Origin of the sequence: Bradyrhizobium yuanmingense, assembly GCF_900094575.1 — a bacterium.
Classification (GTDB): Bacteria; Pseudomonadota; Alphaproteobacteria; order Rhizobiales; family Xanthobacteraceae; genus Bradyrhizobium; species Bradyrhizobium yuanmingense.
The window spans coordinates 670,037-686,353 of the sequence record NZ_FMAE01000005.1; the positions used below are offsets into that span (position 1 = coordinate 670,037).

Annotated in this window: 13 protein-coding genes and 1 tRNA gene; 6 read left to right on the forward strand and 8 right to left on the reverse strand. The window is 63.8% G+C overall.

Translation table 11 applies throughout. The features are described from left to right. Window positions 1-29: 29 nt before the first annotated feature. Both GA0061099_RS20605 and rpoZ read right to left on the reverse strand, forming a co-directional pair. Entirely contained in the window at window positions 30-2,318 is a 2,289-nt protein-coding gene (locus GA0061099_RS20605) for a RelA/SpoT family protein (protein WP_036015037.1), read from the reverse strand. A gap of 205 nt (window positions 2,319-2,523) precedes the next feature. Beyond that, a complete protein-coding gene (gene rpoZ / locus GA0061099_RS20610) occupies window positions 2,524-2,916 on the reverse strand; it encodes a DNA-directed RNA polymerase subunit omega (RefSeq protein WP_007603391.1) in 393 nt (130 codons plus the stop codon). Between the two features lie 330 nt (window positions 2,917-3,246). Between rpoZ and GA0061099_RS20615 the strand changes: the two genes are divergently transcribed. Further along, on the forward strand, window positions 3,247-3,891 hold the full coding sequence (locus GA0061099_RS20615; protein ID WP_036015038.1) for a LabA-like NYN domain-containing protein: 645 nt from the start codon (window positions 3,247-3,249) through the stop codon (window positions 3,889-3,891). Further along, the gene (locus GA0061099_RS20620) at window positions 3,872-4,546 is read left to right on the forward strand and encodes a uracil-DNA glycosylase (protein WP_036025518.1); all 675 of its coding nucleotides are present in this window, start codon (window positions 3,872-3,874) and stop codon (window positions 4,544-4,546) included. Before GA0061099_RS20615 ends, GA0061099_RS20620 begins: the two co-directional genes overlap by 20 nt. Before the next feature lie 85 nt (window positions 4,547-4,631). Here GA0061099_RS20620 and GA0061099_RS20625 read toward each other — a convergent pair whose 3' ends face one another. Genes GA0061099_RS20625 through dapA form a run of 4 tightly spaced genes read right to left on the reverse strand, consistent with a single transcriptional unit; the run spans window position 4,632 to window position 7,120 of the window. Next, the gene (locus GA0061099_RS20625) at window positions 4,632-5,225 is read right to left on the reverse strand and encodes a peroxiredoxin (protein ID WP_036025520.1); all 594 of its coding nucleotides are present in this window, start codon (window positions 5,223-5,225) and stop codon (window positions 4,632-4,634) included. A gap of 4 nt (window positions 5,226-5,229) precedes the next feature. Beyond that, the gene (gene smpB, locus GA0061099_RS20630; RefSeq protein ID WP_025036727.1) at window positions 5,230-5,703 is read right to left on the reverse strand and encodes an SsrA-binding protein SmpB; all 474 of its coding nucleotides are present in this window, start codon (window positions 5,701-5,703) and stop codon (window positions 5,230-5,232) included. 59 nt (window positions 5,704-5,762) lie between these two features. Beyond that, complete coding sequence (gene mscL / locus GA0061099_RS20635) at window positions 5,763-6,176, reverse strand: large conductance mechanosensitive channel protein MscL (protein WP_036025563.1); 414 nt, start codon at window positions 6,174-6,176, stop codon at window positions 5,763-5,765. Window positions 6,177-6,229: 53 nt separating this feature from the next. Further along, entirely contained in the window at window positions 6,230-7,120 is an 891-nt protein-coding gene (gene dapA / locus GA0061099_RS20640; RefSeq protein ID WP_036015047.1) for a 4-hydroxy-tetrahydrodipicolinate synthase, read from the reverse strand. 281 nt (window positions 7,121-7,401) lie between these two features. Between dapA and GA0061099_RS20645 the strand changes: the two genes are divergently transcribed. Both GA0061099_RS20645 and GA0061099_RS20650 read left to right on the forward strand, forming a co-directional pair. Next, entirely contained in the window at window positions 7,402-9,822 is a 2,421-nt protein-coding gene (locus GA0061099_RS20645) for a lytic transglycosylase domain-containing protein (RefSeq protein ID WP_036025522.1), read from the forward strand. Between the two features lie 322 nt (window positions 9,823-10,144). Beyond that, on the forward strand, window positions 10,145-10,255 hold the full coding sequence (locus GA0061099_RS20650; RefSeq protein ID WP_370130391.1) for a DUF3551 domain-containing protein: 111 nt from the start codon (window positions 10,145-10,147) through the stop codon (window positions 10,253-10,255). Between the two features lie 124 nt (window positions 10,256-10,379). Here GA0061099_RS20650 and GA0061099_RS20655 read toward each other — a convergent pair whose 3' ends face one another. Beyond that, a complete protein-coding gene (locus GA0061099_RS20655; protein WP_036015052.1) occupies window positions 10,380-11,909 on the reverse strand; it encodes a porin in 1,530 nt (509 codons plus the stop codon). A gap of 749 nt (window positions 11,910-12,658) precedes the next feature. On the opposite strand from GA0061099_RS20655, the gene GA0061099_RS20660 reads away from it, so the two are divergent. Beyond that, window positions 12,659-12,751 (forward strand) — tRNA-Ser (locus GA0061099_RS20660). A gap of 535 nt (window positions 12,752-13,286) precedes the next feature. Then, a complete protein-coding gene (locus GA0061099_RS20670) occupies window positions 13,287-15,308 on the forward strand; it encodes an O-linked N-acetylglucosamine transferase, SPINDLY family protein (RefSeq protein WP_050995952.1) in 2,022 nt (673 codons plus the stop codon). A gap of 59 nt (window positions 15,309-15,367) precedes the next feature. Here GA0061099_RS20670 and GA0061099_RS20675 read toward each other — a convergent pair whose 3' ends face one another. Then, window positions 15,368-15,634, reverse strand: coding sequence for a hypothetical protein (locus GA0061099_RS20675; protein WP_036025525.1), 267 nt, complete (start codon window positions 15,632-15,634; stop codon window positions 15,368-15,370). Window positions 15,635-16,317 lie beyond the last annotated feature (683 nt).

Here is a 16,317-nt window from a genome sequence, read left to right on the forward strand (position 1 = left end):
TCAGAGGGAACGGCGCATGCGAGATGCGCCTATCCATTAACACGTTCGACTTTGGCGACGACCGCCTTCGCGCGCAGCTGGGCCAGGATCGCGCTGAGGTGCTTCAAGTCGTAGACTTCGAGATCGATCGTCGTCTCCGTAAAATCGGGCGAGCGGCGCTGCATGCTGATATTGTCGATGTTGCCGTCGTGCTCGGCGATCACGGTCGCGATCTGCGCCAGCGCGCCGGGCTCATTGACGTTCTCGACCTTGATGCGGGCCGGGAAGCGCTGCGGCGCGGAATCCTCGATGTCCCAGCGGACGTCGAGCCAGCGCTCCGGCTCCTCCTCGAAATCCTTCAGGGCCGGCGCCTGGATCGGATAGATCGTGATGCCCTCGCCCGGCGTGACGATGCCGACAATGCGATCGCCGGGGACGGCGCCGCCGTTCGGCGCGAACTTCACCGGAAGGTCGGAATTGATGCCGCGGATCGGGATCGCGACCGGGCTGCGCGACTGTTCGGAGACCCCCTTCTCCTTGAGCTTGGCGGCAAGGCCCTTCTTGACGCCGTAGCGCGCGATGCGCTCCTCCTTGTAATCCGGGTACATCGCACGCGCGACATGGGAGGCCTTGATCTCGCCGCGCCCGACCGCCGCCATGACGTCCTCGATCGATGTGCGCGCGAGCCGCGGCAGCGCGCCCTTGAGCTTGTCGTCGGCGTATTCAATCTTGGCGCGCTCGAACAGGCGCTCGACGATGCGCCGGCCGAGCCCGACATATTGGTCGCGCACCGCGGTGCGCGTGGCGCGGCGGATCGCGGCACGCGCCTTGCCGGTGACGGCGAGCGTTTCCCAGGCCGAGGGCGGCGCGGACTGCGCCTCCGAGGTCAGCACCTCGACCTCGTCGCCGTTCTGAAGCTCCGAGGACAGCGGCGCGAATTTGCCGTTGATCTTGCAGCCCACCGCGCTGTTGCCGACGTCGGTATGCACCGCATAGGCGAAGTCGATCACGTTGGCATGGCGCGGCAGCGCGATCAGCTTGCCCTTCGGGGTGAAGCAGAACACCTGGTCGTGGAACAGCTCGAGCTTGGTGTGCTCGAGGAATTCCTCCGGGTTCGCGCTTTCCGAGAGGATGCCGATGGTGTGGCGCAGCCAGGCGAACGCGTTGGACTCGCGCTTGAGGAATTCGGTCGGCGAACCCACGCCCTCCTTGTAGAAAACGTGCGCGGCGATGCCGCGCTCGGCGATCTGGTCCATCGCCTCGGTGCGGATCTGCAGCTCGACGCGCTGGTTGCCGGGGCCGATCACCGTGGTGTGGATCGAGCGGTAGTCGTTCTGCTTCGGCGTCGAGATATAGTCCTTGAAACGTCCGGGCACGACCGGCCAGGTGGTGTGGACGATCCCGAGCGCGCGATAGCAGGCCTCGACGTCGCTGACGACGAGGCGGAAGCCGAAGATGTCGGACAATTGCTCGAAGCCGACCGACTTGCGCTCCATCTTGGTCCAGATCGAGAACGGCTTCTTGCGCCGGCCATAGACCCGCGCCCCCAAGCCCCGGTGGCGCAGATTGTTGGAGAGCTGGTCCTCGATCTCGCCGATCAGGTTGCGGTTGCGCTCAGCCAGCGCGTCGAGCCGCTGCATCACCACCGAATAGGCTTCGGGATCGAGGGTGCGGAAGGACAGATCCTCCAGCTCCTCGCGCATTTCCTGCATGCCCATGCGCCCCGCCAGCGGCGCATAGATGTCGAGCGTCTCCTCGGCGATGCGCCGGCGCGATTCCGTCGGCACGAAGTCCAGCGTGCGCATGTTGTGCAGACGGTCGGCGAGCTTGACCAAAAGCACGCGGACATCGTCGGCAATGGCCAGCAACAATTTGCGCAGATTCTCGGCCTGCTTAGCCTCCCGCGACACCAGCTCCAGCCGCTTCAGCTTGGTCAGGCCATCGACCAGCGCGCCGATCTCCGAGCCGAAGATCTGATCGATCTCAGCCCGCGTTGCCTCGGTGTCCTCGATCGTGTCGTGCAGCAGCGCGGCCACGATGGTGGCGTCGTCGAGCTTGAGGTCGGTGAGAATCGCAGCCACCTCGAGCGGATGCGAGAAATACGGATCGCCCGAGGCGCGGGTCTGCGAGCCGTGGGCCTTCATGGCGTAGACGTAGGCACGGTTCAGCAGGTCTTCGTTGGTGTTGGGATTGTAGGACCTGACGCGCTCGACGAGGTCATATTGACGCATCATCCGGGCGCGAGGCCTGGCGGGGCGCGCGACCGGCGCAGTCGGGGCCACGGCAACCGATTCGGTTGCGGCCTGCATCTGCGTGGATCTGCGGCGCCGATATACCATGCCGTCCTGCCTTCAAACGGGCTTGAGCCGGCCCGCTGCATACATCCTAACTCCGATCGCGCTCGTGTCCGATCAATTCAGTGACAGGGCCAAGCACCGACCGCAGCGCTATGGTAACCACGAAAAGGTCAACAAAAGCAAAGGCCCGAACGATCGTTCGGGCCTTTGATATGATCACAAGAAGAAGATGATCGCGATGGAGGAATTACTCGTCTTCCTCGGGCTGCTCCTCGGGAGGCGCGAGGCCTTCCAGGCCCTTCAGCAGCTCCTCCTCGGTCATGCGCTCCACGGCGACCTCGGTGTCGTCGGCATCGACGCTTGCCCCCGCGGAACCGATCAGCGGCACTGTATCCGGCTCGGGCTCGTCCACCTCGACGAACTTCTGCAACGAGTGGACCAGCTCCTCGCGGAGGTCCTCCGGCGAGATCGTCGTCTCGGCAATTTCACGCAAAGACACAACAGGGTTCTTGTCGTTATCGCGGTCAACCGTTAGTTGTGAACCGGATGAAATCATGCGGGCACGGTGGGCGGCCAGCAGGACCAAGTCAAACCGGTTGTCGACCTTGTCGATACAATCTTCTACGGTGACGCGAGCCATGGACTGTCGCTCCGTTGTGGGTGGGACGAAATATGTGGATGATTGGGGCTAGTTATAGGGGCCGGGACGGTTTCGCAAGACCATTTTGTGATTTGGCCTCGCCAAACCGCTCTGCTACCCCCACATTGGGGCTGGGACGGGTGGTTTTCCGGGCTGCCGTTGGGGGCGGCCCCGGGGTGTATGCAAGTCCGCCATAACTATACCTTGATTGCCCCGACTTCTCCGGATTTGCGGTTTCGACGGGTTTCTGCGGCACTCTAGAACTGCGCGGCCTGTTGTCGCCGCGCCAACAAAAAACGATCAATCACGAACGCTACGCGAGCAAACTGAATGTCACCTTCTCCTACCAACAAGATCGCGCTCTTCATCGACGGGGCCAATCTCTACGCGACGGCGAAAACCCTCGGCTTCGACATCGACTACAAGCGCCTGCTGAAGGAGTTTCAGAGCCGCGGGACGTTATTGCGGGCGTTCTATTACACCGCCATCATCGAAGACCAGGAATACTCCTCGATCCGCCCGCTGATCGACTGGCTGGACTACAACGGCTACACGGTCGTCACCAAGGCGACCAAGGAATTCATCGACGCCTCCGGGCGCCGCAAGGTGAAGGGCAACATGGACATCGAGCTCGCCGTCGACGCCATGGAGCTCGCCGAGCACATCGACCAGATGGTGCTGTTCTCGGGTGACGGCGACTTCCGCTCCCTGGTCGAGGCCGTCCAGCGCCGCGGCGTGCGGGTCACGGTGGTCTCCACCATCGCCAGCCAGCCGCCGATGATCGCCGACGAGCTGCGCCGCCAGGCCGACGTCTTCACCGACCTCGTCGAGCTGCAATCCAAGCTCGGCCGCGATCCGTCCGAGCGCCCCGCCCCGCGTGACCGCGGCGAGCGTGGTGAACGCCACCACGCCCCGCAATTCCTCCAGCGCGCGACCACGACGGCGCCGAGGGGCGATGACGACTTCGAGGAGTGAGGCGGCCCGGTCAAGCCGCCAGCCTCTCACAATCGTTCCCGACCGTGACTGCCCGCTCTGCCCGCGCCTGGTCGCCTTCCGCGAGGCGAACCGCGCGCGCGAGCCCTCGTGGCACAATGCGCCGGTTGCGCCCTTCGGCGACATCAAGGCCCGCCTCCTGATCGTGGGCCTCGCCCCGGGAATGCAGGGCGCCAACCGCACGGGGCGGCCGTTCACGGGCGATTATGCCGGCGACCTGCTCTATGCCACGCTGATCGAATACGGCTTTGCGAGGGGCACCTATCAGGCGCGTCCCGACGACGGCCTGAAACTCGTCGACTGCCGGATCGCCAATGCCGTGCATTGCGTGCCGCCGCAGAACAAGCCGCTGCCGATCGAGATCAACACCTGCCGCCAGTTTCTCGTGGCCAATCTGGCGACGATGCCGAAGCTGCGCGCGATCGTCGCGCTCGGGCGAATTGCGCACGACAGCGTGCTCAAGCCGCTGAATTTGAAGGCCTCGCAAGCCCCCTTCGGCCACGGCGCGGTGCATCAGGCCGGCGCGTTCAGGCTCTACGACAGCTATCACTGCTCCCGCTACAACACGAACACCGGCGTGCTGACGCCAGACATGTTCAGATCCGTGTTCGCGAAGGTGAAGGCGGATCTCGATTAGCTAGAGCATGATCCGGAAAAGTGCGTAGCGGTTTTCCGAAAAGATCATGCTCAAACAATAAGCTAAAGCGCGATGACGATTCATCCTAATCGCATCGCGCCTTATTGACGGGATTTGCCTTGAGCCAGGCCAGCACGTCGCCGGCGTTCCGGTCGGGCGGAAACACCGGATAGAACACGTGCGTGATCCTGGCGTCGTCGATAACAAGCGCGAGGCGCTTGATCAGCGTCAGGCCCGCGACCTCCATGGTCGGCAAGTTCAAGGCGCGCGTCAGCGCCAGCTTCTCGTCCGAGAGCACCGGGAACGGCAGATGCAGGCGCGAGGCCATCTCGATCTGATAGTCGTTACTCTGGGTCGAGAGGCCGAACACGTGCGCGGCGCCGGCGGCCTTCAGCTCGGCGTAGAGATCGCGAAAGGCGCAGGTCTGGGGCGTGCAGCCGCGCGCTCCGGGGATCATGTCCCAATCGTCGACCAGCGCGATCTTGCCGGGCTCGCCGGTGCGGGGATAGGCGAACACCACGGTGCGGCCGCGCAGCGCCGACAGCGTGACCGATGTATCGTCGGTCGCGAGCAGGCCGATCGGCGGCAACGTCATGCCCTCAAGATGCGCGGCGGCGCCATCGTCGGAAGGCGCGGGAATCTGGCTCCAGTCGACCTCGAGCAGGTTCCGTTGATTCATCTCGTCATCCCCTCGCCCGCAGCAGCCGGCCCTTCTCCCGGCTCCAGTCGCGCTTCTTCTCGGACTCGCGCTTGTCGTGCAGCTTCTTGCCCTTCGCAACCGCCAGCTGCAGCTTGGCCCGGCCGCGCTCGTTGAAGTAAAGCTTGAGCGGGATCAGCGTCATGCCCTCGCGGTCGACCGCGCCGATCAGCTTGTTGATCTGCCGGCGGTGGAGCAGCAGCTTTCGCGGCCGCTTGGGCTCGTGGTTGAAGCGGTTGCCCTGCAGGTATTCGGGAATGGTGGCGTTGATCAGCCAGATCTCGCCGTTCTTGGAATCGGCATAGGATTCCGCGATCGTGCTCTTGCCGTTGCGGATCGACTTGACCTCAGTGCCGGTCAGCGCAATGCCCGCCTCGATCGTGTCCTCGATGGCGTAGTTGAAACGCGCCTTGCGATTTTCCGCCATCACCTTGATCGGACGTTCGTTCTTATCGGCCATGACGGGCAAACCTGATCGAGATGCGCTCGGATTCTAACAGTTCGGATGAAGTGGGCGCGTCACTTCTTGAGGAGATCGCGGATCTCGGTCAGCAGCTCGACCTCGGCCGACGGCTTTGGCGGAGCAGCGGGTGCCGCCTCCTCCTTGCGCTTCAGCGTATTCATGGCGCGGATTACCAGGAACAGCACGAAGGCGACGATGATGAAGTTGATCGTCAGTGTCAGGAAGCTGCCGTAAGCAAGGACGGCGCCTTGCTTTTTCGCATCCGCCAAGTTGGTGGCGGTGACCGCCTTCGACAAGGGAATGAAGTAGTTCGAGAAGTCGAGGCCACCGGTGACCGCGCCGACGATCGGCATGATGACGTCACCGACCAGCGAGGTGACGATCCCGCCGAAGGCCGCGCCGATGATGACGCCGACCGCGAGATCGACGACGTTGCCCTTCATGGCGAACTCGCGGAACTCCTTGAGCATCCGCGCGCCCTTTTCCTCCACGCTCATGAAAGGCTCCCCCGAACGGTAATGCGTCAGTTGACCAGGCCGGCGTGAACCATCGCGCTGCGCACCGCAACCCGCGTCGGCTCGGACACCGGAACCATCGGCAGCCGCAGCGTCTCATCCAGCTTGCCGAGCAGCGACATCGCGTACTTGATCGGCGCCGGATTGCTCTCGATGAAGAGGTTGTTGTGCAGCGGCATCAGCTTGTCGTGGATCGCGAGCGCCGCCTTGGTGTCGCCCTTCTGCCAGGCGGCGTGGAACTCCGAGCACAGGCGCGGCGCGACGTTCGAGGTCACCGAGATGCAGCCATGGCCGCCATGGGCCATGTAGCCGATGATGGTGGCGTCCTCGCCCGAGAGCTGGTTGAAGTCCTCGCCCATCGCCGCGCGCTGCTGCGACACGCGGACCATGCTGGCGGTGGCGTCCTTGACCCCGGCGATGTTCTTCAGCTCCCACAGCCGCTTCATGGTGTCGACCGACATGTCGATCACCGAGCGCGGTGGGATGTTGTAGATGATGATCGGAATGCCGATCGCATCGTTGATCGCCTTGAAGTGCTGGTACATGCCTTCTTGCGTCGGCTTGTTGTAATAGGGCGTGACGATCAGCACGGCGTCCGCGCCCGCCTTTTCGGCGTGCTGGGAGAGCTCGATCGCCTCCTTGGTCGAGTTGGAGCCGGCGCCGGCGATGACGGGCACGCGGCCCTTGGCTTCAGCGATGCACCATTCCACGACCTTCTTGTGCTCGTCATGGCTGAGCGTCGGGCTCTCGCCGGTGGTGCCGACCGGAACGAGGCCATTGGTGCCCTCGGAGATCTGCCAATTGACCAGGGAGCGGAATGCCGCCTCGTCGAGCGAGCCGTTCTTGAACGGGGTGACCAAGGCGGTGAACGACCCTCGGAATTTCGTCTTGGCTGCCATGGACTTCCTCCGTACGCGGCGATCTCTTGAGCAAGCCCCCTTCATATCGGGTCTATCCGGCCGGTAAAAGACCCGGGGTCGGTGCCAGGCTGGGTTTAGGCCGCGATTTTGCCGCGGTGCTGGTGCAAATCGGCCCGAGGTAAGCGGCTGTTGGTATTTTCTCCGCATATTCAAGCAAATTCAGCTAGGTCTTGAGCCACTTCACTGATTCGGGGCGACGAAACGCCGTGACCTCCTTTGCATCTGCCGCGTGGCGATCCCTGAGTATGGCATTGTGCCTGATGGCCGGGCTGTCGATGGACTGCGCCGCGTTCGCCAAGTCCAACGAGACGGCCGCGGAGACCAAGGATCCCGCCAAGCCAGCAGCCAAGGACGCCTCGAATGGCCCGGCCAAAGGATCAACCAAGGAAACGGCGAAGGATACAGCCAAGGGAACCGGCAAGGACGCCGCGAAGGCCGCAAAGGGTACGCTCGGCACCCCCGCCAAGGACGCCGCGAAGAAGCCGGATGCCGGCAAGAACGCCAGCAAGGAACCGGCGAAGGACAAGCCCAAAGACAAATCCAAGCCTGCGGCCACCGCTCCTGCTGCCACGACCCCTGCAGCTGCACCTAAGGCAGCGCCGACTGCGAGCGGCTCGCCGCCCAAGGCAGCCCCCGCCCCGGCCGTGACTGCCACCGTCAAACCGACTGCGCCGGCCCCGGCCAGACCGGCCGCAGCTCCCATACTGGCGCCTGCAACGCGCCAGCATGCAGCGCCGCGCAAGCCGGTCATCCCGGCCGCCGTGGCTGCGACGTCGTCGACGTCGCAGGCTGACAAGGACACCCTGGAGAGCGTCATCGAGCTCGTGCGCAAGCGCAAGGCCGGCGACGCCACCAATGCCGCGGCCGGCATCTCCGATCCGGTCGCGCGAAAGCTCGCCGAATGGATCATCCTGCGCAGCGAGGACAACGGCGCGACCGTGGAACGCTATCGCGCCTTCCTCTCAGCCAATCCGAGTTGGCCATCGCAGACCTTCCTGCGCCGGCGCCTCGAGGCCGCGATGTGGGACGACAGGCGCGACGAGTCGGTCGCGTGGTCGTGGTTCGAGAACGAGTCGCCGATCTCCGCCAAGGGCCGCTTCACGCTCGCCAGGGCGATGCTGGCGCGCGGCGACCGCGCCAATGCCGAGCGGCTGGTGCGGGACGCCTGGCGCGCCGATCCGATGTCGGAAGACACCGAGAACAACGCACTCGACCAGTTCGGCGCCCTGCTCACGCCGGGCGACCAGAAAGCGCGGATGGACAACCTGCTCTACGGCAGCGAGAACGAGGCGGCGCTACGCGCCGCCAAGCGTCTCGGCGCCGGCTATGTCGCGCTCGCCAAGGCCCGCATCGCCGCGGTCAAGAAAGCGCCGAACGCGCGGGCGCTGCTCGATGCCGTGCCGCGCGAGCTGCACGGCGATCCAGGCTTCATCTTCAGCAAGATCCAGCTGCTGCGCCGCGAGGAGAAGTTCACTGAAGCCGCCCAGCTGATGCTGTCGGCGCCGAAGGATCCGGGTCGCCTCCACAATCTCGACGAATGGTGGATCGAGCGGCGCCTCCTGGCGCGCAAGATGATCGACACCGAGGAATTCCGCAGCGCCTATCTGATCGCGCGCGACGCCGCCCTGCCCTCGCGCGACATCTACAAGACCGAGCAGGAGTTCACCGCCGGCTGGATCGCGCTGCGCTTCCTCAACGATCCCGCGACCGCCGCCCAGCATTTTGCTCGCATCGGCGTCGGCAGCGTCAATCCCACCGCGCTGGCGCGTGCCGGCTATTGGCAGGGCCGCGCTGCCGAGGCGATGGGCCGCCAGCAGGAGGCACGCAATGCCTATGCGCGGGCGGCCGAGCAATCGACCAGCTATTACGGCCAGCTCGCGCGCGCAAAGCTCGGCCTGCCGCAGATCGAGCTCAACAGCCAGCCGCGCGGTCGCGGCGCCGAGCGGCTCGAGATCGTGCGCGCCGCGCAACTGCTCTACGAGCTGGACGAGCGCGAGTTCGCGATACCGCTGCTCGCCGACATGGGCGAGAACGGCGATCCCGAGGCGCTCGCGGGCCTCGGCGAGCTCACCCAGCGCTACAGCGACGCGCGCGGCATGCTGCTGCTCGGCAAGGCCGCGCTCAACCGCGGCCTCCCGTTCGACTTCTACGCCTACCCCGTCAACGGCATCCCTCAGTTCACGCCGATCGGCCCCGAGGTCGAACGCAGCATCATCTATGCGATTGCGCGGCAGGAGAGCGCGTTCAACCCGTCGGTGGTCTCGCCGGCGCAGGCCTACGGGCTGATGCAGGTGACGCCGGATGCCGCCCGCTACGTCTGCAAACGCCACGGCGCAACCTACGACCTCGCGCGGCTGAAGAACGACTCCGTCTACAACGCCACGCTCGGCTCGGCCGAGCTCGGCGGACTGCTCGAGGATTATCGCGGCTCCTACATCATGACGTTCGCCGCCTACAATGCCGGCCGCGGCAGCGTGAAGAAGTGGGTCGAGCGTTACGGCGATCCGCGCGACCCCAAGGTCGACGCGGTCGACTGGGTCGAGCTGATTCCGTTCTCCGAGACGCGCAACTATGTGCAGCGGATCATGGAAAACCTTCAAGTCTACCGCGCCCGTTTCGGCGGCGGCACCCGCTTGCAGATCGAAGCCGACCTGCGCCGCGGCGCGGTCAGCGTGCAGTAGCGGCGCGTCGATGGGCCGATAGAATCAGAGCCTGGTTGCTGGGCAGGGCTCGGCAGGATTCGTCGACGGCACCAGCGACCTGACGATAGAATTGGACCAAGCGTTCCCACGCACGGGTTAGCTTATGCCTCACAAAGCTGGGAACGTGTCACGCTGCGCGTGGTCGGTGCGTTCCTGTTCGCAGCCGTGATCTCGTCGGGCCTCGCGACCGGCCGCTCCCCCCTTTGGCAAGAACCGCCATCCTGCCCAGCCACAGGTAACCGGCATCCAGGATCGCTATTGCCTGCAAGAACGGCGTTGGGGGAATCCTGGCAACTGCCAGTTGTCCAACTACAGCCAGTGCATGGCGACCGCGTCGGGCACGATCGATGCCTGCGGTCTCAACCCGACCTATACCTTCAAGGAGTGGAAGGGCCCTGAGATGGTAGTTTGATAGCACTTAGCCGACATTCCTGCTTGCGAGCCAACAAGGTCCGCACGTTAGGCGAAGCGCTACGCTCCAAAGAAAAACCCCGGCAGTTTCCTGCCGGGGTTCGTGGATCAACCTAGGGTCGACCTTAGAAATTGCGCTGAGCGCGCAGGAGCATCTGCAGGTTGCCCTGATCCTTCAGCTCGTAGGTCGCTGCGGGCTTGGCAACAGCCAGGTTGGCCGTGTTGGCGCCCGTGACAACGCCAGAGTGCTTCTGGTCGAGCCAGACGTAGCTCACGTCAGCCGTGAAGGCGAGACCCTTGACCGGAGTCCAGACCAAGTTGCCGCCGATAACCGCAAGGTTGAAGTCGGGGTTACAGGTCGAGCCAGCGGCGGGGGCCAGAGCAGCAGCGAAGTTGGCGCAGATCAGAGCCTTGCTTTGATCGCCGTAGCGGAGCGAAGCATAAGCACCGTAGATGCCCGACGCCCAGTTCGGGGACCAGTTGTGGGTATAACCACCGCGGAAGCCCCAGGTCTTGACGGTCTCGATACCGAGACCGGAACCGAACACGCCATCAGCGATACCGGCGAAGCCGATGCTCTGATACGCGATGCCGCTGCCGCCGTAGATGAAGATGGTCTGCGGGAACAGGCTCTGGAAGTTGTACCGCGAAGCACCGTCGGTGTAGACCGCCTGCAAGTTGATCGAGTCACCCGCGCCGGTCGGGATGTTCTTGATCGACAAGGCACCCTGCACCGCCCAGCCCCACTTGTCCGACGGATGACCCGTGAGCTCCGTCGTACCGTAATAAGCCGAGTGGAGTTCGTGCGCCGCCGCCGAGATCTGGAACAGACCCCAAGCCTGATCGACACGAACCTGACCGACGATGTCGGGCATGCGCGTGCCACCCCAATCGTTGACACCGTAGATGCCCTGGATGAAGGCAGCGCCCGCAGCCGCAGTCGAGGCGAAGCCACCCACTGCACCGGCAACGCCCGTCACGCTCGCGTTCCAGAGGTTGGACTGGCCGCCAGCGGCGGTCGTCATATCCTGCAACGCGACCGAACCCGTGATGCCCTGGCCGAAATCAGCCGTGTAGGCGACCTGGTTCACACCGGTGACGTTGTTGCTGCCGCCCGGAAGGAAGTCGGGACCGCCAGCCGGATAGCTCTGCCACGGTGCGTCGAAGATCGAGACGGTGCGGCCGAAGGTGAAACCAGCGAACTGGATGAACGCATGGTAGAGGCCGAGCGAAGCCGAACCCGTCGAGAAGGCAGACGGGGCGCTGCCGGTCACCGACGTGGCATCCCAGCTGAAAACCGTATCGGCGTAGGTGCGGACCACGCCGTACTCGGTTGCCGTGCGGGTATCGATGGTGAAGTCCAAACGAGCGCGGGTCTGGTAGTAGTTGTCCAGACGGTTGTTGGCGCCGCCGGGAGCACCCTGGCCAATGCCGTAGTCGCTGTTCGTGTTAAACAGCATGTCGGCACGCAGATAGCCGCCGAACTTGATGCAGGTGTCGGTGCCCGGGATGTAGTAGAATCCAGCACCGTACAGGGAGCAGATCTTCACGTACTCGACCGCCTTGGCCTTCACGGGGAGATCGGCTGCCTGAGCTCCGCCCACGGCGATCAGACCCGCCGCTGAGCCGAGCAAAAGGCTCTTAACCAACTTCATGTTAAACCTCCAAGTTGCTCTTCAGGGAAGGTCACTGACCGGACGGCCAATTCCCCAACCCCCTCTAAATCACCGCTTTCGGCCCCTTCGCGTCTTCGGACACACCCGCATGAACGCGAGGGACTTAAGCGAATGACCTAAACGGGACGACCTCGGGATGCCCCCCTCCGTCGCTCAGTCACAATTACCGAACGTCCTTGCACACACAACAAGAGAACGCTCCGAAACGGGCCGGTGCAGCGTGTTTTCCAACGGGTGTTGCACAAATAACACGCAGATGTGATCAAACTGCTCTCGTAACGCGTTGTTTACATTGAAGTTTTCGGATCGGTTCCAAATGCCATCAAAGTTCCGCACATGAGGCGCCGCGCGCGAGAGCTCGGCTTGAGCCAGCTTTTGAGGCGCTCGAATCGTGGAATCAGAAGGAGACTCAACGGGCAGGCATCGACCCGCCTCCCCGTCGCGCAATCTGACGCAGGCAGCCTGCAAATACCTCCGCCGTCCGGGGCTCGCCATCACTCTCTATATGGAAGTCACGCTGGCGGGATAATCGGGCCGGACAGCTCGGCGAGCGAGGACGCAGAGGTGCTAGTCCTTCTTTGCACCTTTGAATTTCCTCGAAAATTCAGCGCCACGCCCTGATCCGAGCGCAAACCCGTCTCGTTTCGCAAATCGCTGGGAATATTCGAGCGAAAACACGCGCTTCCAAATTGACCAGCCCGAGCAAATAGATGCATAAGGCTCGCACCGGAGAGGTGGCCGAGTGGCTGAAGGCAACGCTTTGCTAAAGCGTCATACGGTCTCAAGCTGTATCGAGGGTTCGAATCCCTCCCTCTCCGCCACCCGGCAGCAGAATCCCCGGAAGCAGAATCAAGGTCCCTGCGCGCGTCCAGCGGAAGGCGATGGGCGACGCCGGTACGAAAGTTCCGCACAAGGATGAGGGCGGCGAGCCCGCGCGATTCGCGCGCTCCTTATATATGTGAGCCCCCAACCTAAATGCCGGATCGCCAGACCCGCCAATGCGAGGGCGCTATCAGCACGGCCTCATCGGCCCAAACATTGAACCAGATGCCGCCCTTACGCCGGCATGGAAAGGACCATGGCACAATACCTGTTTTGTGCAGACGCCCGAGTTCCAGGTCGCACTCGTCGGGAGCGATCTGAATCGGCAGCCATCGTCCATTCGTAGCCTGGTTGCTCATGCCGTCGGATTCTAGGCGACGCCATGAAGAAGAAACTTGCTCCAGCGCAAGCGCGTCCGCCCGTGCGAATGAGCGCAGGCGGCGCGGCCGTTGTTCTCGCCGGCAAAGGTGACTAGAGTTTTTGCACCATTTCGCCCGAGCACAGACCCCCTACGTCGGGTCGAGAACCCATTGCATGTCGCAACAAGGCCGCAACAAGGGAGCCTCGGCCCCCTCCTCACTCCATCCGTCAGCTATTCTGGACCAGGCAATTGCGGCGCACCGTTCGGGCAATCTGTCGGAAGCGGAACGGGCCTACACGACCATTCTGAAGGGAAGCAGAACGCATGCCGTCGCGCTCCATATGCTGGGGCTGTTGCACGCCCAGCGCGGCCATTTTGCGGATGCCGAGCCTTTGCTGAAGAAGGCTGCACGCGTCGACCCCGGCAATCCCGACGTTCTTTTCAACTATGCCAACGTGCTGCGCGCGCTGGACAAGCCGGACGATGCGCTCGTCTGGCTTGCGAAAGTAATCGCCCTGGCTCCGAACTTCGCGGACGCGCATCTCAATCGCGGAGCGATCCTCATTGCACGGCAGCAGCTTCGCGAAGCCATAGCCGAGTTTGATCGCTCCATTGCGATCGCACCGTCGAGCGTCGCGTTCGCCAACCGAGGCAGCGCGTTGCAGCAGCTTGGTCGACTCGTGGAAGCGCGTGACAGCTACGCCCGCGCCATCGAGCTTGCACCGGCCGACCCACAGAACCATTTCGCGTTGTCTGAGGTTCTTGGCCAGCTGGGGCGAGACGACGAAGCGATCGTGGCTCTGGAACGAACGGTCGCACTTGATAAGACGTTCCCGTTTGCGCTGAGCAACCTCGTTGCTTGCAAGCGGAAGCGCGCCGACTGGAGCAGCTTCGAACGTGAACAGGCCACTATGGAAGACGCTGCCGAGGCAGGCGTGCCGGTCGACCCCTTCACCTTCTTTCATGTCTCCTCATCGCCTGCACGCCAATTGACCTGCGCGAAGGCCTATGTCGCCAAGGTGACCCCCGACGGGGGTGCCGCCAGGCCCGGAACGCCGAGACCGGCGTCCCGGCTCCGGATCGCGTACATGTCGGCCGATTTTCGCAGTCATGCCACCGCGTATTTGATGGCCGGAATCTTCGAGGCGCACGACCGCGAGCGCTTCGACGTCACCGCCATCTCCTACGGGCCCGACGACGACAGCCAGATGCGCAACCGCCTGAGGGCCGCATTCGAACGTTTTGAAGATGTCAGCGACCTTGCCGACGAGGACGTCGTCAAGCTGATCGGCCAGCTCGAGATCGAGGTTCTCGTCGATCTCGGCGGCTTCACCGCCGGTGCACGGCCGAAAATCATTGCGCGCCGGCCGGCTCCTATCCAGGTCAGCTATCTCGGCTTTCCCGGCACGATGGGCGCCCCCTATGTCGACTATCTCATGGCCGACCGGATCGTCATCCCCGAAGCAGAGCAGACTTATTACGCCGAGAAGGTGATCTATCTTCCCAATAGCTACCAGGCGACCGACGCGAAGCGACCGCTCCCGTCAAAGCCACCGAGCCGGAGCCAGCTCGGACTGGCGGACGATGCGTTCGTCTACTGCGCGTTCAACAGAAGCCCCAAGATCACGCCCCCGTTGTTCGGCGTCTGGATGCGGCTGCTCGACAAGACCCCCGGAAGCGTCCTTTGGCTGCTAGATGGTGACCCGGTCGCCACCGAGAATCTGAAGCGCGAAGCCGTTGCGCGGGGGATTGTCGCTGAGAGAATCGTGTTCGCTCCGCGCGTCCCTGCTGAGGAGCATTTGGCGCGCCACCAGGTCGCCGATCTGTTCCTGGACACATTGCCCTACAACGCCCACACCGGGGCCAGCGACGCCCTCTGGGCTGGCTTGCCGGTCCTGACGTGCCTTGGGACCACTTTTGCCGGACGCGTTGCAGCCAGTCTCCTGAACGCCGTAGGCCTTCCCGAGCTGGTGACGCGATCGCTGGAGGAATATGAGGCTTTGGCACTTCGAATCGCGCACGATTCCGAACTTCGCGTCGCGCTCCGGAGCAAGCTGGCGGCGCGCCGGACCACTTGGCCGCTTTTCGATACTGTCCGCATGACGCGGGATATCGAAAAGGCATTCGACGAAATCTGGCGCAGGCATTGCGCGGGCGAAGCGCCGGCCTCGTTTGCCGTGCAAACCTCGACCTGAAGCCGCCTCGGCGCGGTGGCGCCGCCCGGTCAAGGTCCGGTTCCCAAGCGAAGTGACGCTCAGTGCGCGCAGACCCAGGCTCTCGCCTCACGCTGCGCGACGGAGATCTCGGCCTCCGACATCTGCCCGGCGATTTCCTGGCGCAGCGCCACGGCGTCCTTGCGGCCCTTCAGCGCGGCGAGATTGAACCATTTGTGCGCGGCGACGAGATCGACGATGCCGGAGCGGCCGCTCGCCCAATAGATCCCGCGCTCGAACAGCACGTCCGACAGCGCGCTCGCATCGACCGGCGTCGCCGTCTCCAGATCGAAAGTACCCTGAAACATCACGCATCCCCTTTGTTCTTATGCCGCCTCGTCCCCCGAGCGCGGCTCCCGTCCAACCTCTGATGTGCATGACCCGTCACGGGATCGTGCACTGTTCAACTCTTCCCCGTCGCCGTTTGCCGGCTTGTTGGAGGCGATGATGGCGGGCAAATTTGAATGGCAGTTTAAGCATCGCGATGAAGCAGACGTAAACGCGGGCGCGCGCCTCCTGCGCCGAGAATTCAAGAAGTCCATGATTCGCAGGGACTTCTGTCATTCGTCAGATTCGGTTTACCTTGGGATTTCAGGACATCGATAACCATCGCGCGCGGTGGCGCAGGTCATGTGGTTGCTTTTCTTCAACTGGCGTCACCCGCGCCCTCGCTACGCCAAGGCTTCCACGGTATGCGGTCTCGGGCCGCCGAAGCGGCGAAGGTGGCAGGCGGGTGACCGAGTATTCCAGCGGCCGCAATCGTTCCACGACAAGCCGCGCGTGCTGGATCGGCCCGTCGGAGCCGGGCGGCGACACCGCCGGGCGAAACGGCGCGCGATCACGCCACGGGCCGCCTTGCCTCTCCAAGCCAAGCGATCAAGCCGGCATGACAGAAGCGCGCTCGGACGCGACGCGGTCAAATCAACGATGTGAGGGAGAGGAATGCCGGCAATGCCCCGGCTTCAAGGGAACGAGGGCGTCGGCGAACACG

What these genes read in the sequence shown, in the direction of transcription:
- GA0061099_RS20605 (WP_036015037.1), bottom strand. Translation starts at nt 2,318, where the DNA reads ATGGTATATCGGCGCCGCAGATCCACGCAGATGCAGGCCGCAACCGAA.
- rpoZ (WP_007603391.1), bottom strand. Translation starts at nt 2,916, where the DNA reads ATGGCTCGCGTCACCGTAGAAGATTGTATCGACAAGGTCGACAACCGG.
- GA0061099_RS20615 (WP_036015038.1), top strand. Translation starts at nt 3,247, where the DNA reads ATGTCACCTTCTCCTACCAACAAGATCGCGCTCTTCATCGACGGGGCC.
- GA0061099_RS20620 (WP_036025518.1), top strand. Translation starts at nt 3,872, where the DNA reads ATGACGACTTCGAGGAGTGAGGCGGCCCGGTCAAGCCGCCAGCCTCTC.
- GA0061099_RS20625 (WP_036025520.1), bottom strand. Translation starts at nt 5,225, where the DNA reads ATGAATCAACGGAACCTGCTCGAGGTCGACTGGAGCCAGATTCCCGCG.
- smpB (WP_025036727.1), bottom strand. Translation starts at nt 5,703, where the DNA reads ATGGCCGATAAGAACGAACGTCCGATCAAGGTGATGGCGGAAAATCGC.
- mscL (WP_036025563.1), bottom strand. Translation starts at nt 6,176, where the DNA reads ATGCTCAAGGAGTTCCGCGAGTTCGCCATGAAGGGCAACGTCGTCGAT.
- dapA (WP_036015047.1), bottom strand. Translation starts at nt 7,120, where the DNA reads ATGGCAGCCAAGACGAAATTCCGAGGGTCGTTCACCGCCTTGGTCACC.
- GA0061099_RS20645 (WP_036025522.1), top strand. Translation starts at nt 7,402, where the DNA reads ATGGCCGGGCTGTCGATGGACTGCGCCGCGTTCGCCAAGTCCAACGAG.
- GA0061099_RS20655 (WP_036015052.1), bottom strand. Translation starts at nt 11,909, where the DNA reads ATGAAGTTGGTTAAGAGCCTTTTGCTCGGCTCAGCGGCGGGTCTGATC.
- GA0061099_RS20670 (WP_050995952.1), top strand. Translation starts at nt 13,287, where the DNA reads ATGTCGCAACAAGGCCGCAACAAGGGAGCCTCGGCCCCCTCCTCACTC.
- GA0061099_RS20675 (WP_036025525.1), bottom strand. Translation starts at nt 15,634, where the DNA reads ATGTTTCAGGGTACTTTCGATCTGGAGACGGCGACGCCGGTCGATGCG.